The sequence below is a fragment of the Microcoleus sp. CAWBG58 genome (assembly GCF_020883045.1).
Taxonomy (GTDB): Bacteria; Cyanobacteriota; Cyanobacteriia; order Cyanobacteriales; family Microcoleaceae; genus Microcoleus.
Genome location: NZ_JAHRFA010000028.1, coordinates 12842 through 38639, shown reverse-complemented (window position 1 = coordinate 38639; position 25798 = coordinate 12842). Strand labels below are relative to the sequence as shown.

The 25798-nt window shown below is 46.5% G+C and carries 27 protein-coding genes; 15 read left to right on the top strand and 12 right to left on the bottom strand.

Going from position 1 to position 25798, the window contains the following annotated elements:
* Positions 1-202 precede the first annotated feature (202 nt).
* Entirely contained in the window at positions 203-1462 is a 1260-nt protein-coding gene (rodA, locus tag QZ918_RS14785; RefSeq protein WP_293336250.1) for a rod shape-determining protein RodA, read from the bottom strand.
* A 328-nt stretch (positions 1463-1790) separates the two neighbouring features.
* Between rodA and QZ918_RS14780 the strand changes: the two genes are divergently transcribed.
* The gene (locus QZ918_RS14780) at positions 1791-2021 is read left to right on the top strand and encodes a hypothetical protein (protein WP_293336220.1); all 231 of its coding nucleotides are present in this window, start codon (positions 1791-1793) and stop codon (positions 2019-2021) included.
* A gap of 54 nt (positions 2022-2075) precedes the next feature.
* On the opposite strand, the gene QZ918_RS14775 is transcribed toward QZ918_RS14780, so the two are convergent.
* Entirely contained in the window at positions 2076-2423 is a 348-nt protein-coding gene (locus QZ918_RS14775; protein ID WP_293336218.1) for a VOC family protein, read from the bottom strand.
* Between the two features lie 59 nt (positions 2424-2482).
* Positions 2483-4900, bottom strand: coding sequence for a tetratricopeptide repeat protein (locus QZ918_RS14770; protein ID WP_293336216.1), 2418 nt, complete (start codon positions 4898-4900; stop codon positions 2483-2485).
* Positions 4901-5118: 218 nt separating this feature from the next.
* Here QZ918_RS14770 and QZ918_RS14765 point away from each other — a divergent pair, with 218 nt between their 5' ends.
* The 7 genes from QZ918_RS14765 to QZ918_RS14735 all read left to right on the top strand — a co-directional run bounded on the left by QZ918_RS14765 (position 5119) and on the right by QZ918_RS14735 (position 8268).
* Positions 5119-5301 carry an NfeD family protein gene (locus tag QZ918_RS14765; protein WP_293336214.1) on the top strand — a complete coding sequence of 61 codons (183 nt, stop codon included), beginning with the start codon at positions 5119-5121 and terminating at the stop codon, positions 5299-5301.
* A 135-nt stretch (positions 5302-5436) separates the two neighbouring features.
* Entirely contained in the window at positions 5437-5619 is a 183-nt protein-coding gene (locus tag QZ918_RS14760; protein WP_293144766.1) for an NfeD family protein, read from the top strand.
* A gap of 84 nt (positions 5620-5703) precedes the next feature.
* Positions 5704-5886: an NfeD family protein gene (locus QZ918_RS14755; protein WP_293144770.1), complete on the top strand. Its 183-nt coding sequence runs from the start codon at positions 5704-5706 to the stop codon at positions 5884-5886.
* Positions 5887-5970: 84 nt separating this feature from the next.
* Positions 5971-6156, top strand: coding sequence for an NfeD family protein (locus QZ918_RS14750; protein ID WP_293336212.1), 186 nt, complete (start codon positions 5971-5973; stop codon positions 6154-6156).
* Between the two features lie 280 nt (positions 6157-6436).
* On the top strand, positions 6437-6832 hold the full coding sequence (locus QZ918_RS14745) for an NfeD family protein (RefSeq protein WP_293336210.1): 396 nt from the start codon (positions 6437-6439) through the stop codon (positions 6830-6832).
* A 163-nt stretch (positions 6833-6995) separates the two neighbouring features.
* Positions 6996-7184 (top strand): NfeD family protein, encoded by a 189-nt coding sequence (locus tag QZ918_RS14740; RefSeq protein ID WP_293176837.1) that lies wholly within the window; start codon positions 6996-6998, stop codon positions 7182-7184.
* A 310-nt stretch (positions 7185-7494) separates the two neighbouring features.
* Complete coding sequence (locus QZ918_RS14735) at positions 7495-8268, top strand: polysaccharide deacetylase family protein (RefSeq protein ID WP_293336208.1); 774 nt, start codon at positions 7495-7497, stop codon at positions 8266-8268.
* A 175-nt stretch (positions 8269-8443) separates the two neighbouring features.
* Here the strand turns inward: QZ918_RS14735 and QZ918_RS14730 are convergent, their stop codons facing one another.
* Entirely contained in the window at positions 8444-10084 is a 1641-nt protein-coding gene (locus QZ918_RS14730) for a thioredoxin-like domain-containing protein (protein WP_293336206.1), read from the bottom strand.
* Positions 10085-10150: 66 nt separating this feature from the next.
* Between QZ918_RS14730 and QZ918_RS14725 the strand changes: the two genes are divergently transcribed.
* Together QZ918_RS14725 and QZ918_RS14720 are read left to right on the top strand one after the other, a co-directional pair.
* Positions 10151-10549, top strand: a complete 399-nt coding sequence (locus tag QZ918_RS14725) for a helix-turn-helix domain-containing protein (RefSeq protein WP_293336204.1) — start codon at positions 10151-10153, stop codon at positions 10547-10549.
* Positions 10527-11276 carry a hypothetical protein gene (locus QZ918_RS14720; protein ID WP_293144788.1) on the top strand — a complete coding sequence of 250 codons (750 nt, stop codon included), beginning with the start codon at positions 10527-10529 and terminating at the stop codon, positions 11274-11276. The genes QZ918_RS14725 and QZ918_RS14720 overlap by 23 nt, the downstream gene beginning before the upstream one ends.
* On the opposite strand, the gene QZ918_RS14715 is transcribed toward QZ918_RS14720, so the two are convergent.
* The 3 genes from QZ918_RS14715 to QZ918_RS14705 all read right to left on the bottom strand — a co-directional run bounded on the left by QZ918_RS14715 (position 11239) and on the right by QZ918_RS14705 (position 15488).
* Positions 11239-12396 carry a DNA cytosine methyltransferase gene (locus tag QZ918_RS14715; protein ID WP_293336202.1) on the bottom strand — a complete coding sequence of 386 codons (1158 nt, stop codon included), beginning with the start codon at positions 12394-12396 and terminating at the stop codon, positions 11239-11241. The two genes, QZ918_RS14720 and QZ918_RS14715, sit on opposite strands and share 38 nt — an antisense overlap.
* Before the next feature lie 290 nt (positions 12397-12686).
* The gene (gene arsM, locus QZ918_RS14710; RefSeq protein WP_293336200.1) at positions 12687-13655 is read right to left on the bottom strand and encodes an arsenosugar biosynthesis arsenite methyltransferase ArsM; all 969 of its coding nucleotides are present in this window, start codon (positions 13653-13655) and stop codon (positions 12687-12689) included.
* A gap of 102 nt (positions 13656-13757) precedes the next feature.
* Positions 13758-15488 (bottom strand): hypothetical protein, encoded by a 1731-nt coding sequence (locus QZ918_RS14705; RefSeq protein WP_293336198.1) that lies wholly within the window; start codon positions 15486-15488, stop codon positions 13758-13760.
* A gap of 637 nt (positions 15489-16125) precedes the next feature.
* Here QZ918_RS14705 and psaA point away from each other — a divergent pair.
* The 5 genes from psaA (at position 16126) to QZ918_RS14680 (ending at position 24213) form a co-directional block, all read left to right on the top strand.
* Complete coding sequence (psaA, locus tag QZ918_RS14700) at positions 16126-18420, top strand: photosystem I core protein PsaA (protein WP_293144803.1); 2295 nt, start codon at positions 16126-16128, stop codon at positions 18418-18420.
* Positions 18421-18528: 108 nt separating this feature from the next.
* Positions 18529-20754 carry a photosystem I core protein PsaB gene (gene psaB, locus QZ918_RS14695; RefSeq protein ID WP_293336196.1) on the top strand — a complete coding sequence of 742 codons (2226 nt, stop codon included), beginning with the start codon at positions 18529-18531 and terminating at the stop codon, positions 20752-20754.
* Between the two features lie 128 nt (positions 20755-20882).
* Positions 20883-21476 carry a DUF6861 domain-containing protein gene (locus QZ918_RS14690; protein WP_293336194.1) on the top strand — a complete coding sequence of 198 codons (594 nt, stop codon included), beginning with the start codon at positions 20883-20885 and terminating at the stop codon, positions 21474-21476.
* Positions 21477-21827: 351 nt separating this feature from the next.
* Positions 21828-22037, top strand: a complete 210-nt coding sequence (locus QZ918_RS14685) for a hypothetical protein (protein WP_293336192.1) — start codon at positions 21828-21830, stop codon at positions 22035-22037.
* A gap of 34 nt (positions 22038-22071) precedes the next feature.
* Positions 22072-24213, top strand: coding sequence for an NACHT domain-containing protein (locus tag QZ918_RS14680; RefSeq protein WP_293336190.1), 2142 nt, complete (start codon positions 22072-22074; stop codon positions 24211-24213).
* 123 nt (positions 24214-24336) lie between these two features.
* Here QZ918_RS14680 and QZ918_RS14675 read toward each other — a convergent pair whose 3' ends face one another.
* From QZ918_RS14675 to QZ918_RS14655, 5 genes are all read right to left on the bottom strand, one after another.
* Positions 24337-24531: a hypothetical protein gene (locus QZ918_RS14675; RefSeq protein ID WP_236506337.1), complete on the bottom strand. Its 195-nt coding sequence runs from the start codon at positions 24529-24531 to the stop codon at positions 24337-24339.
* A gap of 156 nt (positions 24532-24687) precedes the next feature.
* Positions 24688-24900 carry a helix-turn-helix domain-containing protein gene (locus tag QZ918_RS14670; protein ID WP_293336306.1) on the bottom strand — a complete coding sequence of 71 codons (213 nt, stop codon included), beginning with the start codon at positions 24898-24900 and terminating at the stop codon, positions 24688-24690.
* Between the two features lie 86 nt (positions 24901-24986).
* A complete protein-coding gene (locus tag QZ918_RS14665; protein ID WP_293336188.1) occupies positions 24987-25199 on the bottom strand; it encodes a helix-turn-helix domain-containing protein in 213 nt (70 codons plus the stop codon).
* A gap of 78 nt (positions 25200-25277) precedes the next feature.
* A complete protein-coding gene (locus tag QZ918_RS14660; protein WP_293336186.1) occupies positions 25278-25496 on the bottom strand; it encodes a helix-turn-helix domain-containing protein in 219 nt (72 codons plus the stop codon).
* A gap of 61 nt (positions 25497-25557) precedes the next feature.
* A complete protein-coding gene (locus tag QZ918_RS14655; RefSeq protein WP_193974409.1) occupies positions 25558-25770 on the bottom strand; it encodes a helix-turn-helix domain-containing protein in 213 nt (70 codons plus the stop codon).
* Positions 25771-25798: the final 28 nt, after the last annotated feature.

The following is a 25798-nucleotide window of genomic DNA, read 5'->3' as shown; positions in this document are numbered from 1 at the left end:
TCCTCACTACAAACCTATTATTCCGTTTGTAGTGGGGACTTCAGTCCTCAAAAAATATCAGGACTGAAGTCCTCACTACAAACCTATTATTCCGTTTGTAGTGGGGACTTCAGTCCTCAAAAAATATCAGGACTGAAGTCCTCACTACAAACCTATTATTCCGTTTGTAGTGGGGACTTCAGTCCTCAAAAAATATAACTCGCTAATTCCAACGCTTCTTGCGCTGTCGCTGGTTCGCCACCGACTCCACTAATCCCAGTCCGAGAAAATTACTCAGCAGCGACGCATTCCCGTAACTCAGGAAAGGTAGCGGAATCCCCGTAACCGGCGCTAAGCCGATGTTCATCCCAATATTTACGAACACCTGAAAAATTAACATTGACAGTACGCCGATCGCCAGCAAGGAACCAAAATTGTCGTTTGCAGTTTGTGCGATCGTCACCAAGCGGAAACAAATGATCCAGAACACCAACAGCACTGCAATGCAGCCAATAAAGCCCAATTCTTCGCCGATCGCTGAAAAGATAAAGTCCGTATGCTGTTCGGGAATAAAGTTAAGCTGAGTTTGGGTTCCGTGAAACAAACCTCTGCCTTTGAGTTCCCCAGCCCCGATCGCAATCCGAGATTGAATCAAGTGATATCCACTACCTAAAGGGTCTTTCTCGGGGTTCAAAAACCCTGTCAGGCGCATTTTTTGATAATCCTTCAGCACGCCCCAAAATACGTGTCCGACGTGTCCCGACACCACATTCACTAGCACAGCACCGAAAGTCCCCAGCCAAGGCCAAGGTAGGCTTCGCCAAGCGATAATACCCGCAACGACTACCCAGGCTATCCAAATCGGTGTGGACACGTTATTGAGGAGAACTGAGAATAGAGGAGAGAACAGCAATATCAGCCAACCGGGATTAACATTACCCCAGTAAAACATCCCCATTGTGATCGCGCCAAACACCAGCGAAGTACCTAAATTTGGTTCGGCAAAGATCAATCCCCAGGGCAGGGCCATAATCGCCAGCATTCTCAACATATCGCGCACTGTAGGGACAGTCTTGTCGTGGAGGAGAGCCGCTAAGGTGATAATCATCCCTATTTTGGCAAATTCTGAGGGTTGCAGGTAGAAGCCGCCGATATTGATCCACCGCTGGGCACCGAGCCCTGTAGTACCAATAAACCGCACTGCGATCAGCGACAAATTAATAATTACGTAAATCTGCCATTTCCAGTCCATCAGTATTTGGTAGCGACAGCGGGAAATGATGATGGCGAGGAACAAACCGACTCCGCCAGTTGCCCAGTGCCGCCACCAGTCGATCGATCCCTGGTTGATTTCGACGCTGCGGATCATGATTCCGCCGAAAATGGTGAGGCTGATGCAAGCGGCAAACAGCCAAGGATCTGCTTCTTCCCACGGTTTGAAGATCGATGTCCAGCGGTTTCTGACTTGTATTCTTTGAAACATGAGGATTTTAGATTTTAGATTTTAGATTTTAGATTATCGAGCCGATTTTCGGAAGTTGTGGGTATATTTTGGATTCTGAGCCTGCACCGCACTTTAGAAGCATTGGTGTCAATATGTTACTTTATTCTGCCAGTTGTACGGAGGTTCCGGGCAGTCTCGTACTGGTTCACAGTGTCTGCGGGCATCATTCTATGGCTTACGCACTCCTGTACCCAGAAACCGGGTTGTTCAGTATAATTGAGGGTTGACATTTCGTGTATTAGTGGCGAAAAGTCGGTTGCTGTCCGCAATTTATACCATTTTCACAAAAGATTGTTAGATAATAGTTGTGCTTGTTTATAAAACCATTGCGATCGGGTGCGTCGCTGGTAAATTGTCGATCGCTAGCCAGGGCTTGTTTGTAGCGACACACCGTACAATTACTCCTGCATTAATGAGCACACAGATTGGCTGGTATTGGCATACCTCGGACGATCGACAAAATTTGATATTCCTGGACGTACCAGCAGTCATAAATCGAGGTTTTTTACTAAAATCCTTGGTTATGGTCACAAATTAGATAAAAAACCTGATTTCTCTGACTCTAATACGTCCAGAAGTTGACTAATTGACCTCAGGCAGGTTCGTAAAGGTACTCAAAACCGTTACCGTCGGGGTCTCTGCCGTAAAAAGACGCTGTACCGTCGCGGTGTTCGTGAATGTGGGTGACGGAAACACCTTCAGTTTTGAGTTGTTCGTAGGCGGATTCCATTTCGGTGCGATCGTCAAATACAAACCCAAAATGCGGCCCTGCTTGGTCGTAAGTCGGACTCAACAGCGCCAGTCCATCATCTCCTGCTTTCAAATAAGCCCAGTCTGCATCTTTCCAAACTAACTCCATTCCCAATTTACAGTAGAACTCAGCAGCTTTCTCTATGTCTTGCACGCAGACGGCTACGTGTCCCAATCGTTTTAGTTTCATGTCTAGAAAATTTATTGTTGTGCTTTACTTTATTGTATCTTTTTTCCTTTGTTTCTCAGTTAATTAGCTATTTTTTCGGGATTTTTGGTGGCTGCAAACTGTACTTTTTCTACTTGTTTGCTGGCGTCCATTTCGCTGAAAAGTTGAATGGCGCGATCGAAATTTTCCTGGGCTTTGTCGATGTTACCGAGTTTTTGTTCTGTCAGTGCGAGTTGATAGCAAGCTTCGGCTCGGTCTAATTTAGCGCTGGGCAGATCGAGTATTTCTATTGCTTCTGCATGGTGCTGCATGGCTTGGTCAAATTCTCCTCGTTCTCGGTACAGGGCAGCTATACCGCTAAGAGCTTTGGCTTTGACGGTGCTGTACTGGTTTTCGTCTGCCTGGGCGATCGCCTGACTGTACAAGCTCAAAGCTTTTTCTGGATCTCCGAGGTTTTTGTAAGTGCTGGCTAGAAACACTAACTTGTATCCCGTACCCACTAACTGACTCTCTTCGCGATCGGCATATAGTTTGTCGGCGAGTTCCTTGGCAGCTTTTTTGACTCCCACACAGGAGTTGAGAAAAGCTAACCCGACCTCGATCGAATAACTGTTAATCCCGATAATCCCGATTTCCTCCCGCGAATTTTTCATCTTGGCAAATATCTCCAAAGCTGGTTCTAATTCCAGCATTTCTATTTTGCAAAACCCTATATTGATTGCAGCGTTAAGTTTCCAAAATTCTAGATTAGCTTTTTGGCCGTTTTCCGGTTCGCTATTTTTTGCTATATTTTGCAGACATTTAGTTGCTTTTCTTTCGGATATTTGGTGACATTCTATGGCTTGATTGATGTCGCCCAATATTCTGTAGGAAACGCCTAAAATACTGTAAAGACCGCTCAAATAATAGTCAGAAGTCACATTGTTGACGATGCGAGTAGTTGCTGAAATTATTGGCTGCAAGAAACCTAGTTTATAGAGCGCTCGTCCGAGCTTGTAGTCTTTGGCAAACTGGATATTGATTTTTTTGAGGATGACGCTAGCGGCCTGCTCGAAACAGCTAATTGCCACGTAATGATAGTAAGCTTCAAAAGCTTTCAGCGCATCTTCTACTGTTTCAATAATCTCGACGCTATCCGTCCAAAACTCGGCTGCTTTGCGGTTGGCGGTGTCCCAGTCTGCCGGCGAAAGCCGATCGACTGCTTCTTCCCGAATTGCTGGATGCACCCAGTATTCGCCTTTTTGGGACTCGACTAGCGATCGGTGCAACAGCGATTTAATGATTTGTCTGCGTCCAGCTTCGGGCACGTCCCAAAGCAAGCACAAAAGTCCGTCACTAGGGACTGTCGGCACGTCTTGATAGCGGTAGCAGCCCAAGCGGCAAAGCAGTTGATAGGCTTCAGGATCGAGTTCTTGCAGGCGGTTGAATTGACTGGTAACTAAATTTTTTAAGTCGGTTTCCACCAGCGGATCGTCGCTGTTTTCCAGCCAGTAGGCTGCCATATCTCCGTCAAAATCTTCTCGGATTGTCCCCCAAAGAATGCCCATGGCTTTGGCATTACCGCCGTAAACTTTGTGCATTTCCCCGAGGGCGACAGGATCTATTTTGATGTTGCGATCGCTAAAATACTGCTGCCAAGTTTCCACATCCAATCCCGGAAGCAGGTAGTGTTCGACAGTTACGTCAGAATCGCAAAGTCGATCGCGACTGGTAATCAGCGTTACCGACTGCACCGCCGCGTCAGCCAAAACTCGCAACAGTTCGACGTACAGCCGGTGCGGTTCAATAAACTTGCCTTGTCCGTCGAGGGCGGCTTCCAAGTTGTCAATCAAGACGCCGACTTTGAGAGTCTGAAGTTGCCGCTTCAGCCGCCCGAGGGTGACACCAAAGTCTGGCCCTGGTTCTTCTTGGAAGTCTTGCTTTAACCATTCTTCGATCGCACTCTCTAAGGCTGTGAGGTTTTCTGTCTCTTTTGCCATCAGCAGTTCAATGACGCGATCGAACCCTTGAGATTTCAGGTACTGTCTGGCTAAAGTCGTTTTGCCCATACCGCCGGCACTTTGGATCACAATCACTTTAGCGCCTTGGGCGACCAAAGTATTCAGATCCTCGATCGCCTGAGACCTACCCAAAAAGTTGGGATTTTCGATTTCCAACTCCGAATCTAGCCCCAGAGACGATCGCGGCGGAACAATTTGTCCCGACTGGGGTTCTAGTAAAGTGCTGCGCCAATATCGATCTATTACCGCTTGCAGGTTATCTCTTTTAACTTTTTCGCCTTCTCCAAACAAAGCTGAAAGGCGCTTCCACAAATTAGAAGCAGCATCCTTAACAGTCCCTACTCCATATCCTTCACTCTCTGCAACCTGTTGGTACGTCCTGCCTTGCACCCCCATCCATGCTTCGCGAAAGATCGCGCTGTCAAGGTTGTCAAGAGTTTTCAGGTTTCGAGCCACAAGTAACGAGTTAGTAAAATCCAGTGCTTGATCCGCTTCCATTGAGTCACCAGGTTTAGCGTTACTTACCTATATGAAACAACTCTAACAGACTTTTTCCGACTCGCTTACACGCTCAAACAGCCGACTTATAAGGACTTTTGCCGACTGACACAGCCGAGGTTGACCTGCCAGACTGTTGAGTGTGGAGGGGAAGTTGACCGACAAGCTTCTGACATCCGCACCAATCAAGTCGAACATACATTCAGGAGCCAGCAGCTATGTCTATTAACACTGATGAAAAGGCGATCGTCGATGAAGAAATCCGCCCTCAAGAGCCCGGCCGGGTGCGCTTTCAAAGCACTTGGTGGCCTGCAAAATGCGATCGAGACATAACTTTTCACCCCGGCGATGTGGTTCGAGTTGTGGGAATTGACAACATTACCCTGATTGTCACAGCCTAGCTTTGACAGTTCACAGTTAACAGTTGACAGTTGACCGCAAGAGGGCGACCTCTACCTGGAAATTGGTAACGAGTCGAGCAATCAGTTTTTCGCATCTCAAAATTCAGCCAAACTTATAATCAGGAGCCAGCAATCATGACTTTTGACAATTCCGAAAAAGCGATCGTCGATGAAGCAATTCGCCCTCAAGAGTCCGGCCGCGTGCGCTTCCAAAACAGTTGGTGGCCTGCAAAATGCGAGCAAGAGATGACTTTTCAACCAGGTGACGTGGTTCGCGTCATCGGAATTGACAACATTACTCTGATTGTGGCAGCCTAGCTATCGATCGAGCCAACGAATCGAGTCCTACAAGTTTTTACCTCTCAAGAATCCGACGAATCTGCACTCAGGAGTCCTAAAGTTATGAGTCTCAACCATTTGAAAAAAGCGGTCGTAGAAGAAGAAATCCGTCCAGGTCAATCCGGTCGCGTCCGTTTTCAAAGCACTTGGTGGCCTGCGAAGTGCGATCGAGACGTAACTTTGAAACCCGGTGAAGTGGTTCGTGTCCTGGCACTTGAGAACATGACTCTGATAGTTGAAGCGTAGTTGGAAATTAAGGATTTACCGAGTCTGGTTATAAGTTTATCGCCTTTGAAGGTTACAAAGAATTTGAAATTGGGAGCCAAAAATATGACTGTCAGCGATTTGGAAAGAGCGATCGTAGAAGAAGAAATTCGACCCGACCAATGCGGTCGCGTGCGCTTCCAGAGCAGTTGGTGGCCGGCGAAGTGCGACGATCTACAAATAACTTTGAAACCCGGTGCAGTGGTTCGAGTTCTGAGACTTGACAACATTACTCTAGTAGTTGAAGCTTAGTTCGGGAAAACTCTGAGGTGGGGAGCAGTCAGTCGATTTTAGATTTTATATTTTAGATTTTAGATTTACACTCTCATTAAATCTGAGAGCTTGAAAGTCAGTCTAAAATCAGGATCTGCCAGACTCAAGTTGAGGATTTGTATCGGTTTGTAGAAGGCAGAATTTAAGTTCCCGCTTGCAATTGTTGGGATAAGAAATCTGACCATTTAATCGAACTGAAAAAGCGCGAGCTTTTTGCATCCAAAAGTCAAACACAACCTATCTTCAGGAGCCATCCGCCATGTCTACTAACTATGTCGAAGAAGCAAGCTTTATTGAAGAAGAAGGAATCTTAGCCTTCGCTGATGAGGAAAAAGTGGGCAGTGTTAATCAAGCAAAATCAGCCGTCTCCGGTGCGGAAAAGTCCAGCACTGAAGTAGCAGAAGAGACGGCTGCCGGTGACGAAAAACCCGCTGTCGGCGATACAGAAACAACCCATACTCATCTAGCACCACAAGATATCGATCCAGAGCAAAAAGCGATCGTCGAAGAAGAAATTCGTCCGGGAGAATCTGGTCGCGTCCGCTTCCAAAGCAGTTGGTGGCCTGCAACATCTAACCAAGAAATTACTTTTAAACCCGGAGAAGCGGTTCGAGTCATCGCCATTGACAATGTGACTCTGATTGTGGAAGGGTAATTGCAAAGCATCTGTCTGTGGGGAGTCATACCATTTTCGATTTTCGATTTGAGATTGGGAGATTTGCGGATTTGGGGATTGATGAATGCTTAATTAATTGGTGAACACCTCAGAAACTGTTCGCATTCAAAACAATTCCAACCCATTTTTAGGAGCAGCAATCATGTTTTTTGACTATTTTGAAGAAGCAATCGTTGCAGAAGAAATTCGACCGGGTGAATGTGGCCGCGTCCGCTTTCAATGTAGTTGGTGGCCCGCTAAGTGCGATAAAGGCATAACTTTTAAACCCGGGGAACTGGTTTATGTGGTAGGAATTGACAAGATTACTTTATTGGTGGAGGGTATAGCTTGAAATGCGGGAATTTGCGATCGCGCTGCCGCCTAGGCGGATCTCTCTTCAAATCTCTTCAAAAGCGCGATCGTACTTTTGACCCGTATTCTCTTCCATCTTCTAGCGTTGAACCTCAACAACAGGTATATGTCGGCACTATTGCCGGCATTTTTTTGCAGAGTTGACAATGCCGATCTTATGCAGTCCAAGACGCAACTGTCACATTAAATAAAGGTACGTTGTTGCGCTTGGGCGCTCTTTGATATATAAAGATCGCCCAAGCGCAGCTACGTACTTATTTTTTGCAGAGTTGAGGAGGGCGATCGATCTTATGGCATCAGCCATAAATTGTGGTAATCTGACATCAATCCACTTTCATGCTCGATCGAGCTTTCATCCAGCTATGCGGATCGGTAAAAATTTACAAAAGTTTCTGCTGTTCACAATAGCATTGTTTTTTGCAGCATCGCTACTGATTAACGTTACTAAATTCCACAATTATTTTGGCATCAACCGCGCCGACACTCAAGAGAAAGTGGTGGCGCTTACCTACGACGACGGCCCCTATCCTCCCTATACAAATCAACTTTTAGATATCTTAGACCGCTATCGAGTTAAAGCAACTTTTTTTGAAATCGGCCGCAATATTGAGAAACATCCAGAAATTGTGAAAATGATTGTGGCGAGGGGCGATGAGTTGGCAAACCATTCCTACTCACACAAAGATATGATGTTTAAACCCCGGGAATATTTGCTGTCTGAGATTGAAAAAACGGACAAACTTTTACAGGAATTGGGCGTTAAGCAAGAGAGTATTACTTTTCGCCCGCCTTGGGGGCGGAGATTTGTAGGTTTGTCTTATTTGGTTTCCCAAATGCACAAAAAATTGATTATGTGGGATGTGGATTCTCAAGATTATGAGAAAACACACACGGCTGACGATATCGCAAATCAGGTGATTAACAATGTGCGATCGGGTTCGATTGTGGTGATGCACGATGGCGGGGGCGATCGCTCGAAAACCGTATTAGCAACTGAGATAATTGTCAAGTCTTTGCAGTCAAAAGGTTATCAATTTAAAACTGTTTCTGAGTTGTTGAAATAATTAGACCTCTTGCAAAATAATTTTATGCTATAATGAAGGGTTTGGCTTAAGTGGAGCAGATTGCAGGTTAGATCGGCACTTGACAATTATGAGTTAGCTCTGGGGTCTAAAACTCAAAACCTTTAATTGTAACTCGTGATTTTTTTTGCAAGAGGTCTATTATCAACATTTCGGATCAATCAGGGAGACAAACATCCGGCGCACACAAACTCAGAAAATCCAAAGTTGTGACCTCCAAAGTATCCAACTCAACTCGCCGAATCACGTGATTGTTCGTATCAGCAACAAACAAATGAGACCCGATCGCGCTCAACCCTGAAGGTTCAAAAAATCGAGCCTTCAGACCTTTAGCATCTACCAAACCCGCCGTACCATCTCCAATCATCGTCATGCAAGTACCGCCCCGGTGGTCGATTCGCTTAATTTTGTGATTGTAAGTATCAGCAACCCAGAGGTAATTTTGAGTGTATTCAACACCCAAACAGTGCTGCAACCTCACCTCCTCACCGCGACCATCTTTATCCCCAAAACCAAACAATTCACCGCTACCGCAGACAGTGCGTACCTTCGGGTCTTCATCGATACCGACGGCGCGGATCGAACTAATTTCGCTGTCAGCCACAAACAACTCCGATCGATCCGTAGACAGGCCGCTGGGCTGAGAAAAAGCAGATTCCGCCAGACTACCGTCAACACAGGATTCTCGACCAATACCCGCATAAGTGGCGATCGTACCAGTATCTAACTGCATCTCCCAAATTTGGTGCGAACCCGCCATGGCGATAAAAAGTCGATCGCCAACTCTTTCTAAATCCCAAGGCGAATTCAATGGCGTCTCTAAAGCCTTGCCGCTGCGAGGTGCAATTTCGTGACTTTGTTCGCCAGTACCAGCAACAGTTTCCACCCGTTGAGTCGTAAAGTCGATCGTTCTGATAGCGTGATTTTCCGTATCAGCAACATAGAGAATTTGAGTTTCTGCATCAAAAGCCATACCTTGAGGGGCAAAAAACTCAGCTTCTTCAAAGTTGCCATCAGTCAAACCCGGTTTCCCAGTACCAATGACGTGCAGCACCTCACCTTCAGTAGTGCTGACAACAATTCGATTGTGTCCCGAATCGGCAACAAACAAGCAAGAACCGACCAAGTTTTGTATAACTGAATTAGCAGGCCCCGGCAGTACAGTTTCATCTACAGATTCATTGTCCTCAGTCATTTCGCCCAACAGCGCCTCATGTTGGTGAAGCTGTTTTGCCTCCGTTGGCGCGATCGCAAATGCCAGCACTTTACCAGGAAAAGCCAGGGGAGTTGATACAGGTTTGCGTTGTTTTTCTAAACTAAAGCGAAGTTCCCTAAAGTCGATCGCATTTTTATCTTTGTATTCAGCAATTAACTTGCCAACTAACTGATCGAGTGCTTCTCTATTGCCTTCGCCAGAAACAAAGCCGACGACATAACTTTCTGGATCGATCACCATTAAAGTCGGCCAAGCGCGAACGGCGTAGCTTTGCCAAACTTTCATGCCGCTGTCTACGATTACGGGATGTTCGATATCGTAGCGGAGGATAGCTTGGCGGATATTTTCTACATCTTTTTCGTTTTCAAATTTAGCCGAGTGAACGCCGATCACCGTCAGGGAATCTTTATATTTTTGTTCCAGGTATTTTAAGTCTGGGAGGACGTGCAGACAGTTGATGCAGCAGTACGTCCAGAAGTCGAGAATGACGACGCGCCCTTTTAAGGATTCAATGGATAAAGGTTTTTCGGTGTTCAGCCAGGGGTACTTTACGGGGAATTCTGGTGCTCTGACGCGAGGCATGGATATCTCCTTGGTAGGGCCTGAGTAATTTTTACACTCCTTTAATTTAGCGGGAAGTTTCGCCATATGGGGGAAAAGCTGGTTAAAGCTGGGTTTTTGGCCACAGCCAAGATGCCTGTTTCACCAGATGGGGGCGAGAGGGGCGATCGGCTTGTCGGCTTGAATACTTTAGTCTGTAGAACTTTGGTATTCAAAACCTTACTATCTCTATTTATGCAGCCTAGCAAACTCGACCAAATATTAGGATTAGAAATACAGCGTCGTCGAATAGAGAAACGTTGGTCACAAGAATATCTAGCAGAAGTCACAGGTCTGCACAGAACTTATATCAGCCAGCTTGAGCGAGGACTGAAAAGTCCATCTGTTAGAGTTCTAAGTCACATTACAAATGCTTTGGACATAACAATGGGTGAGTTTTTACGAGTTGTAGAGGAACTATTGAGTGCTGACGGAAAACGAGATTGAAAGATTGAGGGAAGCCATTATTGCTACCATTGCATCTCCAGTTATCGGATCGATAGAGGATTATACTTGGGAAGCAATTTTTCATTATGTCAAGGATATTCCTTTATCAGATCCAGCATTAGGACGTAGCAAACTCCTCTATGATGCTGTTGACACCACCACTGCAACTGGTTGGTCACTCAAATCTCTTCAACTGAATAGTCTTACGGTTGTCAATACATTTTGGTTTGTCATTCAGAGAGCAGATGTTATCAAAAAAGCCGCCCAACTTGGTTTTCCTGGTCTGACTGAAAAATCCTCACCTGCTGAACTAGGAGCGGCTATTGTTCAGCATTGGAACGAGAAAATTATATCAAGTCAGGCAGCACAGAACATTACGAATAGCTATGAAGCCATACTTTTGAAAACCATTAGAGGGTATGAATATGTCTACTGTGAATTCTCTCTTAGTGTACTTGACCCAAATACTTTTTCTTGGGCTTGGACAGTTGATAGAAATACTGGAAAATCAGGGGCAGGACTACAAGGCAGTATTGCAGGTAAGCCAGAGTTAGTTTGGTACAAAAATCAAAAGCAACTTTTCAAAGCTAGAACCATTCCTCCAGAAGCCGTTCGCATCAAGGTTGAGCGAACTCGTCTCACAATTGATCGATATGTGCAGACTATACTCTCTGCTTTGCAAGATCAACTCAGTACACAGTCTTTTGACAGTGAACTTGGAGAATAGATGCAGCTATTGCTTTACCTAGAAGTGGGGGTACTGATTCTCCTATTTGAGAAGCCATATCAGTGTACGTTCCCAGAAAGTGAAAGTTATCTGGGTAAGAATGCAATCTTGCAGCTTCACGGATTGTAATTGTCCGATTTTGGGTTGGATGAAAAAACCTGCCCGATCCTGGATGGAAAACCCATCTTGTGATAGTTCTTGCTGGCTTATCCCAGTAAAGCCTTCCATAGGCACCGCTATAGTGCTTTTTAGGAGCTAATTCAGGTGGCAAATCTCTAGCATCTTGCCCTTCTCTCAGAAGACGCACTCTTGACATTTGAATGGGACTCAAAGCACGAGCAACGTGATTGAAAAGTTTCGTACTTCCATTACGTATCATTGCTTGGTACGCAGTTTGGGCTGGAAAAGGATAAACTTCAGCATTATATTCCTCTCCTGCGTTCAATGACGGCAAATCTCCAATCGCATCTCTAACTGTGACGACTGAAGAAATGTTTGATGTTAGGAGACTAAGTTGGTAGCAAGATTTCGCAGATCTATAATCACTTCTAATCTCACCAGCGTGTGTAGCTTCAGGGAATTGAAGCGGTTTATCTAAACTAGCCAGGAAAAAAGCTCTCGATCTCGTCTGCGGTACTCCATAATGCGCGGAGTTTAGCGATCGATAAGTGACTTTATAACCTTGCGACTCAAGTTGCTGTATAATTTCATTCTTAACTACACCACCATAAGCTTTCAAGATTTCAGGTACGTTCTCCATAACAACGTAAAGGGGTCTAAATTCCTGTACGAATTCTAAAAATGTCCGATATAACTGATTGCGAGAGTCGCTGAGGTAGCGATAGTCAGCAGGAATATTTCTTGAAAATCCTTGGCATGGGGGGCCGCCTATCAACGCTGTTAGTTCCTCCCTCTGCAAACCCAAACACAATCGCAAATCCAAAGGATTGAGCTCGCGTATATCCTGATGAACAATTTTGGTGTTTGGGTAATTGTGCTTATAGGTGGCTAGGGCTTTCGCATCCACCTCGATCGCACATAAAGATTCAAAACCAGCCAGATGAAATCCTGTAGTCAAGCCACCCGCACCAGAAAATAAGTCAATAGTCTTATATGTCATGCTCGAATACTATAGTATTAGGAATCGCTTGTCAACCAACTTCAGCGATTGGCGTCTCTTGCTTCTCCTAAATTTTATGCTTGCTTTTCCCTGCAATTATTTTCCCAAATAACCCATACACCATAAAGAGTTGAAAGAGGCAGCTATAGCCTTTCTCAAAAAGATGAGGTACTCATGGGGATAGCCCTCCGTGGGTTCCGCGGCCTCCGTGGCCTCCGTGGGCATACCTCACTTTTTTGAGAACCGCTATATCTCTGCGGTGAACGCTACCTCCCCATTCCGAAATAAATTTAACAGCAACCGCCGCCGTTATAGTGCCAAGTCGAATCAGTAATCAACACCTTATCCGGCATCAATCCCCCCAAATTCCCAGCCGTTTTATCGCACACCGCCGCCGGAACTCCCCGCTGCAAAACGTGACCTGCCCCGTCATCAAAGAGCTCCTCAGACCCCGCATAAATCGCCGTCTTGCCAGTGAAAATGCAAGCGCCATCCGGGGGAATGTCCACTTTAAAGGAAACTGTATCGAGGCTTTCTAACAGCAGATCCGCATCCAATTTGTAATTGTGTTTGTCGAGCAGCCGGTAAGGACGGCGCGCTCGAACTTCTACTTGCCCAAAGCCCACGTCTACAAGGTGTTGAACGTATTCTGCGTAGGTCAGAGCCCCCGACAAACACAAGGCGCGCAAGCGTTCGTCCTCCTTCAAATGCTGGGGAATTGTGCGAGTTGCGATCGGATCGCTCATCAACAATCTGCCCCCTGGCTTCAAAACCCGATAAGTCTCTTTTAATGCCTTGGCTAAATCCGCAGGTTCAAAGATATTAAACAAGCAATTTTGTGCGACAACATCGACAGAAGCATCCGGTACCGGCAACGCAAAAGCATCGCCTTCACAAATTTCGACAAAACTAGCATCAAACCAATCATTTTCGTGGGCTGCAATTTGCAAGTTGCGTGCAGCCGCTTCTCGCATGGCTGGAACCGGATCGACGGCAATAACCGAGCCATTGTGCCTAGAAAAATAAGCAAATTGCAGTGCTTCCAACCCGCCGCCGACGCCGACATAAAGCACGACTGGATTTCCGACAAGTTCGGCGGCGTGAACGGTTGTGCCGCAGCCGTAGTTCATTTCTTGCATTTGTTCGGGAATTTTTAATCCTGGCAGTTGCAAGGGACTGCTTTGGACGCAGCACAGCCCGATTTGGGGGGTTTTGGCAACGTCGCTATAAAATTTGGCTGCTGTTTCGAGATAGGTCATTTTCGATTTTACTGATTTTTTTCGATCGCAGATGTAGGCAGATTTACGCTGATGTAGGCGAAGCCTTCCCGAAGGGTACGCAGATGAATTCACAAAAATTGGTCAGGTTTCAAGTTCGACTTTTTGTTCTAACTTAGGTGTGTTTTCTGGTTCTGAAACTGTTGTTTCGGGAACTGGTTCTTGTTCTAACTTAGGTGTGTTTTCTGGTTCTGAAACTGTTGTTTCGGGAACTGGTTCTTGTTCTAACTTAGGTGTGTTTTCTGGTTCTGAAACTGTTGTTTCTGGAACTGTTAATTCTGCGCTTTGGGGAACGCCAACCGAGGGCGCTGGTGCTACCAAATTGGGAGATGCCTCTGGTATCGCAGGAGTGACTGCTTTAGGTACAGGAGCTTTGTCTGTTATTTCTGGCAGGGTTGGGGGTACTGAAGGATTGGCAGGTTCGGTAACTTGATTCAAAAAGTTGCGAAACCGATTGTAGTATCCTTTGTATTCCTGTTTCTGTGTTTGGGGAGATGGTGTTGGTTTCGGCTCTATTATTTTAACGGGTACAACAACTTTGGGGGTTTCTAACTGTGGAGTTGCTATGGGTTTGGGTTCTATGACTTGAACTGGTTCCACAACTTTGGGGGTTTCTAGCTGTGGGGTTGCTGTCGGTGTCGGTGTCGGTTCTATGACTTGAAGTGGTTCTACAAGTTTTGGTGCTTCGAGTTGGGGGGTTGCTGTTGGTGTCGGTTCTATTGTTTGAACGGGAGCAACTTTTGGCTCTAAGCTCGGCTCGGTAGCTGGGGTTTCTGGAACCGCTGGTGAGGGTTCGGCTACTGGTGTTTTTTCTAATGCAGGTGTCGGTGTCGGTTCGGGTGTTGGGGTTGGGGTTGGTGTGGGCTTGGGTACTTGGTAGGTGCGATCGACTATACCGCGAGCATCTGCTACTGTTAGTTCTCCGCGCACTAATTTAGAAAGAGTATCTTGCCCCTGGGGTTGGTAATCTATCAGTCTGACTGTATTATTAAAGGCGTTTTTGACGGTATTTCCCTGTTCGTCGATTAACTCTAGCTGCACCCAGTTTTTCCCGGGTTTGAATCCTTTAAGATATATAGGTTGCAACTGGTCGATCGCGAAACTTTCCCCGTTCACTGTGGCTCGAATTTTCCAATCGAGTATGTCATCTTGGGAATTTGCTTGAGCCACTTGGTGCAAAGGCGCATTTGTCAAGTAAAAATCGAGCAGGATGGGTTCTACCCCGTAACTGCCTTGCGGGCTGTTGTACGTTAATAGGGGCAATGTGCGATCGGGATTGTTGTCCTGTGTTTTGGTAAAAACGTGAAAGGTGGTTTGGGCCAAAGCACCTTCGTTTTTAAAGCTTTCTTCCCAAGGTCGAGCTGCGAACACCCGCAGGGTATGGGTTCCGGGTTCTAAGTTGGAGAGCGTTAAAGTTTGGTTGATGTCGTAAACTGCTGCATAAGGTTGGTTGTCTAATAAAACTTGCAGGTGGGGCCCCAAACCCAAGTTTGCTTCTTTGAAAATGGGGAAGTCCTTGACTTGGAACTTAACAGACACATTTATATCCTGAAGCACTTCGTCAGGTTTTGGATTCAAAATACTTATTTGAGGCTGGTAAATTTCTAGAGCCTGACGCAGTTGTTGAATGGCTTCTGGGGGAGAAGCCTCTGAGATTCTGTTTACCTCGGCGGTAGCTGAGCCGCTCTTGTTTCCTGATTTGGGCGTGGAGGGATCGCCCGCACCACAACTTGCTACACCCAAAATCAATACTGCTGCTGCAAACAAGGCCAGCAACCTGCCTGCAACCGTTCTCTGCCAATTGATGCCAATCACGCAACTATACTCCTAGAAGCCTTCTCATAGGGAACTATAGCCCAAAACTGAATTTAGTATTGCCGAATTGCCGATCGGCAATTCAGGGCCCCCTGTGCCCCGGATTCAGGCTGTGTGGGCAACCAATCCGATCCCACTAATAACTGCCCCAGCCGTTTTCTTAAACATCTCTCTATAAATGAGTATTTCTCAATTGCCTTATCTTTGAGTTTTGTAAACTTAATGGCAATACCCCTTGACTTTTTTGAGGGGCTGTGGAAATTAAAGGGGGGTGATTGCATCAAGAATTGAGGCTTTTTTAAGTATTGTTAACAAGCGATTAATACTTCTCTAGCAGGCTTATAATTCATAAAACTCCCTCAAAAGAAGCAGCCGTATCAAACCTGAATCCAGGAGGCGATCGGCAGCTCTGGCGAGAAGAGTTGGCAGTACCCAGGGACATTGTTAGCGACACTGGGGAACTGGCTTCTTTACAAAGAAGCAAAATGCTTGGGGAGACGATCCACCTGCGTGTAACTCTGCAAAGAGTGAAGTGCAAGCTGTTTCGGTGAACCGAGAATCCCCGTACCAAAAGCCCGGGGAGTGTCAGATACAGTATTCAGTTCTCGTTCCTTGTCTTATCGAGAGGAGAGTCTTCATGACCATTAGTCCTCCAGAGCGAGAGGTAAAAGTTAGAGTAGTAGTCGATAAAGATCCGGTTCCAACTTCCTTCGAGAAGTGGTCAAAACCAGGTCATTTCGATCGCACTCTAGCTAAGGGGCCAAAAACCACCACTTGGATTTGGAACCTCCACGCTAACGCTCACGACTTCGACAGTCATACAAGTGATTTAGAAGACGTTTCGCGCAAAATCTTTAGCGCTCACTTCGGCCACTTGGCAGTAATTTTCGTATGGTTGAGCGGCGCATATTTCCACGGCGCTAAATTCTCCAACTACGAAGCTTGGCTGACAAATCCTACAGCCATCAAGCCCAGCGCTCAAGTGGTTTGGCCGATTTTTGGTCAAGAAATTTTAAATGCAGATGTAGGCGGCGGCTTTCACGGGATTCAGATCACCTCTGGTTTGTTCCAACTGTGGCGCGCCAACGGCATCACTAACTCATACCAGCTATATTGCACTGCGATCGGCGCATTGGTAATGGCAGCTCTGATGCTGTTTGCCGGTTGGTTCCACTATCACGTCCGCGCTCCGAAACTGGAATGGTTCCAGAACGTGGAATCGATGATGAACCACCACTTGGCAGGTTTGCTAGGCTGCGGTTGCTTGGGCTTCGCAGGTCAGCAAATTCACGTAGCTCTGCCGATTAACGCTTGCATGGACGCGATTGATGCAGGCGCACCGTTGACAGTCGGCGGCAAACTGATCAAAACAGTTGCCGATATCCCGCTGCCACACGAGTGGCTTTTCTCACCGAGCTTGATGGCAGACATCTACCCAAGCTTCGCTAAAGGTCTAACGCCCTTCTTCACCCTCAACTGGGGCGCATACACAGACTTCCTGACCTTCAAAGGCGGTCTGAACCCCACCACGGGAGGTCTGTGGCTGACCGATACAGCGCACCACCACTTAGCTTTGGCAGTGCTGTTCATCGTCGCCGGACACTTCTATCGCACGAACTGGGGCATTGGCCACAGCTTCAAAGAAGTTCTGGAAGCTCACAAAGGCCCCTTCACTGGCGAAGGCCACAAGGGGATGTACGAAATCTTCACGCAGTCTTGGCACGCTCAACTGTCGTGGAACTTGGCCTGGATGGGCTCTATCAGCATCATCGTGGCTCACCACATGTACGCGATGCCTCCGTATCCGTACATCGCGACTGACTACCCGACTCAGCTATCCCTGTTCACCCACCACATGTGGATCGGCGGATTCCTGATTGTTGGAGCAGCAGCTCACGCAGCAATTTTCATGGTGCGGGATTACAATCCGGCTCAGCACGTTAATAACTTGCTCGACCGCGTACTCCGCCATAGAGATGCAATCATCTCTCACCTTAACTGGGTTTGCATATTCTTGGGCTTCCACAGCTTCGGTTTGTACGTTCACAACGATACAATGCGGGCTTTCGGCCGTCCTCAAGATTTGTTCTCAGATACGGGCATCCAATTGCGTCCGATATTTGCCCAATGGGTACAAAATATCCACGCTTTGGCACCAGGTAACACAGCGCCTAATGCTATGGAAATCGTCAGCCACGCTTTTGGCGGCGGTGCAGTAGCAGTCGGTGGCAAAATAGCGATGATGCCGATCGAGTTGGGTACGGCGGATTTCATGATCCACCACATCCACGCTTTCACCATTCACGTTACAGTTCTGATTCTTTTGAAAGGCGTGTTGTTCGCACGCAGTTCTCGCTTGGTTCCTGACAAAGGCAGCTTAGGCTTCCGGTTCCCTTGCGACGGCCCAGGCCGTGGCGGTACCTGCCAAGTTTCTGGTTGGGATCACGTGTTCCTCGGCTTGTTCTGGATGTACAACTGCATCTCGATCGTGATTTTCCACTTTAGCTGGAAAATGCAGTCGGACGTGTGGGGAACAGTATCGCCAGACGGCACAATTTCTCACATCACCGGCGGCAATTTCGCACAAAGTGCGATCACGATTAACGGCTGGCTGCGGGACTTCTTGTGGGCTCAAGCTTCTCAGGTAATTCAGTCCTACGGTTCGGCACTGTCGGCCTACGGTCTGATGTTCCTAGCTGGACACTTCGTGTTCGCCTTCAGCTTGATGTTCCTGTTCAGCGGCCGCGGCTACTGGCAAGAACTGATTGAGTCCATTGTTTGGGCTCACAACAAGCTCAAGGTAGCTCCTTCGATTCAGCCTCGCGCTCTGAGCATTACTCAAGGTCGGGCAGTGGGTGTAGCTCACTACCTCCTGGGAGGAATTGTCACTACGTGGGCATTTTTCCTAGCGCGAATCATCTCGGTAGGGTAAACTACCTTTAGGTTTTGGATTCAGGATTTGGGAGCAATCTCAAACCCAGAATCCAAACCTCGGAACCGAACCTCTTCAACGTTCAGGATTCAGGATTAATCAAGGCTTATGGCAACGAAATTTCCAAAATTTAGCCAAGACCTTGCCCAAGACCCGACCACACGGCGGATCTGGTACGGGATTGCCACAGCGCACGACTTTGAAAGCCACGATGGCATGACCGAAGAAAATCTTTACCAAAAGATTTTTGCTTCTCACTTCGGCCACCTAGCAATCATTTTCTTGTGGACTTCGGGCAGCCTGTTCCACGTAGCATGGCAAGGTAACTTTGAACAGTGGATTAAAGACCCTCTAAACGTCCGCCCGATCGCTCACGCGATTTGGGACCCTCAATTCGGTGCTCCAGCAGTAGAAGCTTTCACTCAAGCGGGCGCTTCTAACCCAGTGGACATTTCCTACTCTGGTGTTTACCACTGGTGGTACACCCAAGGGGTTCGGACAAATGGCGACTTGTATCAAGGAGCTATCTTCTTGCTACTGTTGGCTTCTGTCATGCTGTTCGCAGGTTGGTTGCACCTCCAGCCGAAGTACCGCCCGAGCTTGTCTTGGTTCAAAAATGCTGAATCTCGCCTCAACCACCACTTGGCTGGTTTGTTCGGTGTCAGCTCTTTGGCCTGGACTGGTCACATGGTTCACGTTGCTATCCCCGAATCTCGCGGACAGCACGTAGGTTGGGACAACTTCCTGTCTACCCCGCCTCACCCGGCTGGTTTGGCTCCGTTCTTCACTGGTAACTGGGGCGTTTACGCCGAGAACCCAGATGCAGCGGGCCACGTGTTCGGTACCTCGCAAGGCGCGGGAACTGCAATTCTGACTTTCTTGGGTGGCTTCCACCCTCAAACAGAATCCCTGTGGCTCACAGACATTGCTCACCACCACTTGGCGATCGCAGTTCTGTTTATCGTTGCCGGTCATATGTACCGGACTAACTTCGGTATCGGTCACAGCATCAAAGAAATGTGCGATGCCAAAGACTTCTTTGGTAAGAAAGTTGAAGGCCCTTTCAATATGCCTCACCAAGGCATTTATGAGACCTACAACAACTCTCTGCACTTCCAATTAGGTTGGCACCTCGCTGCTTTAGGCGTGATTACCTCCCTGGTTGCACAGCATATGTACGCGATGCCTCCCTACGCTTTCATGGCGCAGGATCATACGACAATGGCTGCGTTGTACACGCACCACCAATACATTGCTGGTTTCATCATGGTCGGTGCTTTCGCCCACGGAGCTATCTTCTTGGTGCGGGACTACGATCCTGAAGCTAATAAAGGCAACGTGCTCGATCGCGTGTTGCAGCACAAAGAAGCGATTATCTCTCACTTGAGCTGGGTGTCGCTGTTCTTGGGCTTCCACACCCTCGGCTTGTACGTTCACAACGACGTTGTAGTCGCTTTCGGAACTCCTGAAAAGCAAATCTTGATTGAACCAGTGTTCGCACAGTTCATCCAAGCTGCTCACGGGAAGGCTCTGTACGGCATGGACGTGTTTCTTTCCAACCCTGACAGCATTGCGGCGACTGCTTGGCCCAACTACGGCAACGTATGGCTCCCAGGCTGGTTGGAAGGAATCAACAGCAGTACAAATTCTCTGTTCTTGGCGATCGGACCTGGCGATTTCTTGGTTCACCACGCGATCGCACTTGGCTTGCACACCACCACCTTGATCTTGGTCAAGGGCGCTCTGGATGCACGCGGTTCTAAGCTGATGCCGGACAAAAAAGACTTCGGTTATGCTTTCCCTTGCGACGGCCCCGGCCGTGGCGGTACCTGCGATGTCTCTGCTTGGGATGCCATGTACCTGTCTGTCTTCTGGATGCTGAACACCCTAGCTTGGGTAACGTTCTACTGGCACTGGAAGCACCTAGGCATCTGGCAAGGTAACGTGGCTCAGTTCAATGAGTCTTCTACCTACCTGATGGGCTGGTTCCGCGATTACCTCTGGCTGTATTCTTCTCAGTTGATCAACGGTTACAACCCGTATGGTACTAACAACCTGTCTGTCTGGGCCTGGATATTCTTATTCGGACACCTCGTTTGGGCAACTGGTTTCATGTTCCTGATCTCTTGGAGAGGTTACTGGCAAGAGTTGATCGAAACCTTGGTTTGGGCTCACGAGCGCACTCCTTTGGCCAACTTGGTTCGCTGGAAAGACAAGCCTGTTGCTTTGTCCATTGTACAAGGTCGTTTGGTTGGCTTAGTTCACTTTACGGTGGGCAACGTCTTCACTTACGCAGCCTTTGTAATTGCCTCGACGGCCGGGAAATTCGGATAACTCTGAACTCTGGTTTCTAGGTAATTAAATTAAATCCCCTGCCTTCGGGCGGGGGATTTTTTGAATTTTATTGTGGAATTTTGTACAATAGAAGTAGACAAAATTGTGTTAAAAGTTATAAACTTTTTATGGAATCATTGAATTTAATCGCCATTAACCTCGTCTTATGGGGTTTCCCCTCTGATCCTAAAGTTGCTGTGGGTGAACTCACCGAAAGCCAAAACCTTACGATAAGTCGGTTGCGTCAAAGGATTACCGATAAGTTAAAAGAAAACCCAAAAGCAGGAAGTGCTATATTTGCTGCTGAACATGGTTCAAAATCTGATTTGCAGCAAGTTGCTGTATATTTACAAGTGGCAATGTATGAAGATGCAGAATTTGCAGCCGAAATGAAAGCGATTTGTCAAGAATTAGGGACTATTTCAGAGCATGAAGATGCAGATTCAGAGTATGAAGATGCAGAAGTTGAAGCAGCAATGAAAGCGATTTGTCAAGAATTAGGGACTATTTCAGATGATAAAACGGAGAACAGACAAAAACTTATTCAGACCATTGGAAATCAGATGATTGTTGGGGCATCAGGCGGTGCTTTAATCGGAAATATGGTGGTTGGAATACCTGGTGCTGTACCCGGTGCTTTAGCTGGTGCTGCCCTTGGATTGTGGTACGGGAGAAATTCTCGATCGTCCGATCGGACAGAAGATAGTAGGGATGTTAAATGAGTCAGAACCAAATTTTAGTCTCTAGCTGGGCTTGTTTAACATTTGTGACCATAGTTTTAGGTATCAGTTCGTTATATGTTCGCCGTAGACCTATTGTTTTCAAGTTGGCAGACTTTATGAATTTAGCTTTGGCTACAACAGCGATTATATCAAGTTGTAGCTTGATATACCGAGCCATTACTGTGAAAGAATTGGAAACCCTTTTAGGTTTTGATATTGTGACATTATACTTGGGAGCGATCGCTGTAATTTGGTTGTCAACACAGCAGATATGGCAAATTTTTAGATAGTTTTCTTCTGCTATGCCGTCGAGGCCACTATCCGGGAAGCGAAAAGAGATTTTAACCTGCCATGAGTGAAAAACCGAAACTCCCCGATCCAGAAATAATTGAAAAGACTGTGAGAAATCTGCGAGGTGTCTGTCTGCGGCTAGACGCTCTGACTCTCAGTTTAGATGAACTAATTGCGATCGTAGAAGCTGATATTCGCAACAGTCCGATTAATGTTCATCGGCGGGAGAATGCGAAGCGGTTGGCTGAGTCTGGCAAACAGGACTTGTAGATAGATATATCGTACAAAATTTAATAATATTCCCATGACAGGATTAGAACCATTTGCCATAAGTTGTGTTAGCGGTATCGCCCTGCCCATTTTCCAGTCAGTCTTTGAAACCGGTGGCAAATTTCTCGGTTTGATGGGCAAAAAGCTAGATGATAAAACTAAAGAGCTAATTTACACTGCATCGAAAGAATACGGCAAACGCTACTCGAATCGTCACGGCATTCTGAAAGCATTGGGAATGCGCGAGGCTGTGCCATTAGAATCGGTTTATACTGCTGTGCAGTTTTTGGATGAGCAACAAATCCGCAGTTTTGAATCAGTCCAAAATTTAGAGGAAGCTTACCGCCAAGCAAATAAGCGAGGTTTTCAGCAGCAAGATTGTCAGAAGCAAGAAGGGCTAAAAATTGCTAATCAGAAGCAATATTTGATGGTATTAGGGCAGCCAGGAGCGGGAAAATCTACTTTTTTGCGAAAAACGGGACTCGAAGCACTGAAGGGCAAAAAAGGCGGATTTAAACATAATTGTATTCCCGTTTTTATCGAACTTAAAAGTTTTATATCTAGTCAGATAGACATAGAAAAATTAATTGTTGAAGAATTTAGGATTTGTGGCTTTCCGTCTTCCGAGCAATTTATCGCTAAGGCATTAGAGCAGGGAAAACTGTTAATCTTGCTGGATGGATTGGATGAAGTGCCGACAGTCAACACCAATGAGGTGATTAGTAAAATTCAAAATTTTGTCGATCGCTATGACAAAAGTCGCTTCATGGTTTCTTGTCGCACTGCCGCTTATCGAAACAACTTTCAACGCTTTACTGATGTCAAACTTGCAGACTTTGACGATAGTCAAATTGAGCAATTTATTGGTAACTGGTTTCAGTCTGAGGTGGACAAACAAGCGGGAACGGCTCAAAAATGTTGGGAGTTATTGCAAAAGCCAGAATATGCAGCAGCTAAGGAGTTAGCCCACACGCCATTATTGCTAACTTTCCTCTGTCTCAATTACGATCGTTCCCAAAACTTTCCGAATAATCGCAGCGTTCTTTACAAAAAGGCTTTGCGGATTTTGTTGGAAGAATGGGCGGCGGAAAAGCGGATTTTGCGAGATGAAATTTATCAAGGACTCAGCACGGAGTTAGAGGAGAGTTTGTTATCGGAGATTGCTTATACGGGATTTGAGACGGATAAGCTGTTTTTTTCGCAGCGAGAAGTGGTTGAGGAAATCAAAACTTTTTTAGCAACTAATTTGAATGTACCGAAGCATTTAGATGGTGAGGCGGTGCTGAATGCGATCGCAGTTCAACAGGGGATTTTGGTAGAACGGGCTGAGGATGTTTACTCGTTTTCGCATTTGACGCTTCAGGAATATCTGACGGCGCAATATATTGCTGATAATAATTTAATTGAGCAGTTAGTTACCTGCCATCTTTCTGATGAACGCTGGCGAGAGGTGTTTTTGTTGGTAGCGGGGTTGGTGCGTTCCAAAAATGGGGCTGATGACTTGCTGCTGTTGATGGAAAAAGAGGCTAAAAAGTATATTAACACGCCGAAGTTGCGAGGGCTATTGCAATGGGCTGATGAAGTGACTAAGGACTCGGAAGGTGATTTTAAGCCCGTGGGTAAACGTGCTGGGGCGATCGCCAACGCCGTCGCCTACGCCATCGCCAACGTCATCACCAACGCCTACGCCTACGCCATCGCCAACGCCAACGCCAACGCCATCGCCAACGCCTACGCTATCGCCATCGCCTTCCCCATCCCCTTACCCTTCCTCTTCCCCACCTTCAGCGCCATCGCCAACGCCAACGCCAACGCCAACGCCAACGCCATCGAGTTGGCCCAAGAATTGAAAAAAATTCAAATCTTCAAGGAGGTTAACTGGACTCAACTTATTACTAAACTGGAAGAACTCCAGAAGCAATTGCCTGATGCTAGCCAACCTAAACAAATACACTTAGCATTTTTAGATCGCTTTTTAGATACCTGGTGTCATGGACTCCATCTCAATCCAGAAATAGTCAAATTATCTGAGGAAGAAGCAGAGGCGCTGAGAGATTATTTATCTGCCAATTATTTCATTATCCAATGCAAAGCAGCAGCAGTGAGAATATCAGCAAAAACCTGGGAAGAAATAGAATCGCGGATGTTGGTAGTTCCAGAGAATTCTAGCATTTGAGATTCTCGATACCGGAGTTACGCGCTCCGATCGAAGAAACCGGGTTTTTCCTAATCTGTCTGTTACAACGCGTCTTTTCGTAAAAACCCGGTTTCTGGAGACTCACCTAGTTTTCCTTTTTGTTCAAATCTCGCCATTAACTTGCATCTGATGCACTTTGTCCGCCAACTCTTGGCGACTTTCCTTATCGAGTGCATCAATTGCCAGCATTCCCAAATACACGACTTCCTTCTGGGTGAGTCTGGTCGCTTGAGCTTGTTTTTGAATGACTTCCTTAATTACGGAACTGACGGCGATCGCAGTATTAGTTTTGGCCACGAAGAATAATCAACTATTAATAACTTTCCTTGATGTTACCATCCTCAACGCGATTAAGTGCGATAATGTTTGACAAGCTACAGTTAATCATGCTATAGTGTAAAAAATCCAAAAAAGCGATCGCCCCCCAGTCTCCAAAACTCAAGGTCGATCGACCTATTCCTCAATAATCTCCACCAAATCCTCAATCATCACGTCAAACGCCCGCGCTAACTTGTAGATAGCAGTAAAGTCAACCATTGATATCTCTGAACGACGAGCATAAGTTGTAATCGTACTGTAGACCACACCAGAACGCTCAGCTACCTCCTTAAATGTCCAGCCCCTCTCAGCCGCTAGCTCTCGCACTTTAACTCTTACTAAACCCATGGTTGACAAATAATGCAGTTGCGTTTTAAAATAATTGCATCGGAAAAAGCGATCGCCCCAGTCTCCAAAACTCAATGTGGATCGCCCTACTCTTCCAAAACCTCAACCAAATCCTCAATCATCACATCAAAAGTTCTAGCTAATTTCCGCAGACAAGTAAAGTCAACCGTCGTCAGCCCTGGAGTGCGGGCATAATGCTTGACAGTGTTGTACACCACCCCAGAACGTTCTGAAACTTCCTTGAATGTCCAGCCTTTTTCGGCAGCTAGTTCTCTGACTTTAATTCTAACTAAACCCATGCTTGACAATTCATGCAATTGCGTAGTCTTTTTCTAAACATAGATTAATTTGACCAAAAATACTTAAGGGCGATCGCCCTACTCCTCCAAAATCTCCACCAAATCCTCAATCATTATGTCAAACGTGCGAGCCAACCTGTGCAAATAGGCAAAATTAACGGTTGTCATGCCTTGACATTGGGCGTAGTTTCTAATGGTGCTGTAACCAACGCCCGATCGATCTGAAACTTCCTTAAGTGTCCAGCCGTTCTGCTCTGCAAACTCCCGAATCCGCAACCTCACTAACCCTTTGCTCATACTTACTTGACAAATGACAATCTGCTGTCGTTTAATATTAGATATCTAAAAAAGCGATCGCCTATTCCTCCAAAACCTCAACCAAATCCTCAATCATCACATCAAAAGTCCGAGCTAACCTCCGCAGGCAAGTAAAGTCTACCATTGCCATTTCGGGACGACGAGCATAGCTTCTGACAGTGCTATAAATCACCCCAGAGCGATCGGATACTTCCTTAAGCGTCCAGCCCTTCTCCGCCGCTAGTTCCCGAATTTTGAGCCTGACTAAACCCATACTTGACTGTTGATGCAATTGCGTCGTA

What these genes read in the sequence shown, in the direction of transcription:
- QZ918_RS14665 (WP_293336188.1), bottom strand. Translation starts at nt 25,199, where the DNA reads ATGGGTTTAGTTAGAATTAAAGTCAGAGAACTAGCTGCCGAAAAAGGC.
- QZ918_RS14690 (WP_293336194.1), top strand. Translation starts at nt 20,883, where the DNA reads ATGGAATCATTGAATTTAATCGCCATTAACCTCGTCTTATGGGGTTTC.
- arsM (WP_293336200.1), bottom strand. Translation starts at nt 13,655, where the DNA reads ATGACCTATCTCGAAACAGCAGCCAAATTTTATAGCGACGTTGCCAAA.
- QZ918_RS14765 (WP_293336214.1), top strand. Translation starts at nt 5,119, where the DNA reads ATGTCTATTAACACTGATGAAAAGGCGATCGTCGATGAAGAAATCCGC.
- QZ918_RS14725 (WP_293336204.1), top strand. Translation starts at nt 10,151, where the DNA reads ATGGGGGAAAAGCTGGTTAAAGCTGGGTTTTTGGCCACAGCCAAGATG.
- psaB (WP_293336196.1), top strand. Translation starts at nt 18,529, where the DNA reads ATGGCAACGAAATTTCCAAAATTTAGCCAAGACCTTGCCCAAGACCCG.
- QZ918_RS14730 (WP_293336206.1), bottom strand. Translation starts at nt 10,084, where the DNA reads ATGCCTCGCGTCAGAGCACCAGAATTCCCCGTAAAGTACCCCTGGCTG.
- QZ918_RS14740 (WP_293176837.1), top strand. Translation starts at nt 6,996, where the DNA reads ATGTTTTTTGACTATTTTGAAGAAGCAATCGTTGCAGAAGAAATTCGA.
- QZ918_RS14750 (WP_293336212.1), top strand. Translation starts at nt 5,971, where the DNA reads ATGACTGTCAGCGATTTGGAAAGAGCGATCGTAGAAGAAGAAATTCGA.
- QZ918_RS14735 (WP_293336208.1), top strand. Translation starts at nt 7,495, where the DNA reads ATGGCATCAGCCATAAATTGTGGTAATCTGACATCAATCCACTTTCAT.
- QZ918_RS14715 (WP_293336202.1), bottom strand. Translation starts at nt 12,396, where the DNA reads ATGACATATAAGACTATTGACTTATTTTCTGGTGCGGGTGGCTTGACT.
- QZ918_RS14775 (WP_293336218.1), bottom strand. Translation starts at nt 2,423, where the DNA reads ATGAAACTAAAACGATTGGGACACGTAGCCGTCTGCGTGCAAGACATA.
- QZ918_RS14760 (WP_293144766.1), top strand. Translation starts at nt 5,437, where the DNA reads ATGACTTTTGACAATTCCGAAAAAGCGATCGTCGATGAAGCAATTCGC.
- rodA (WP_293336250.1), bottom strand. Translation starts at nt 1,462, where the DNA reads ATGTTTCAAAGAATACAAGTCAGAAACCGCTGGACATCGATCTTCAAA.
- QZ918_RS14680 (WP_293336190.1), top strand. Translation starts at nt 22,072, where the DNA reads ATGACAGGATTAGAACCATTTGCCATAAGTTGTGTTAGCGGTATCGCC.
- QZ918_RS14685 (WP_293336192.1), top strand. Translation starts at nt 21,828, where the DNA reads ATGAGTGAAAAACCGAAACTCCCCGATCCAGAAATAATTGAAAAGACT.
- psaA (WP_293144803.1), top strand. Translation starts at nt 16,126, where the DNA reads ATGACCATTAGTCCTCCAGAGCGAGAGGTAAAAGTTAGAGTAGTAGTC.
- QZ918_RS14655 (WP_193974409.1), bottom strand. Translation starts at nt 25,770, where the DNA reads ATGGGTTTAGTCAGGCTCAAAATTCGGGAACTAGCGGCGGAGAAGGGC.
- QZ918_RS14670 (WP_293336306.1), bottom strand. Translation starts at nt 24,900, where the DNA reads ATGGGTTTAGTAAGAGTTAAAGTGCGAGAGCTAGCGGCTGAGAGGGGC.
- QZ918_RS14755 (WP_293144770.1), top strand. Translation starts at nt 5,704, where the DNA reads ATGAGTCTCAACCATTTGAAAAAAGCGGTCGTAGAAGAAGAAATCCGT.
- QZ918_RS14745 (WP_293336210.1), top strand. Translation starts at nt 6,437, where the DNA reads ATGTCTACTAACTATGTCGAAGAAGCAAGCTTTATTGAAGAAGAAGGA.
- QZ918_RS14660 (WP_293336186.1), bottom strand. Translation starts at nt 25,496, where the DNA reads ATGAGCAAAGGGTTAGTGAGGTTGCGGATTCGGGAGTTTGCAGAGCAG.
- QZ918_RS14770 (WP_293336216.1), bottom strand. Translation starts at nt 4,900, where the DNA reads ATGGAAGCGGATCAAGCACTGGATTTTACTAACTCGTTACTTGTGGCT.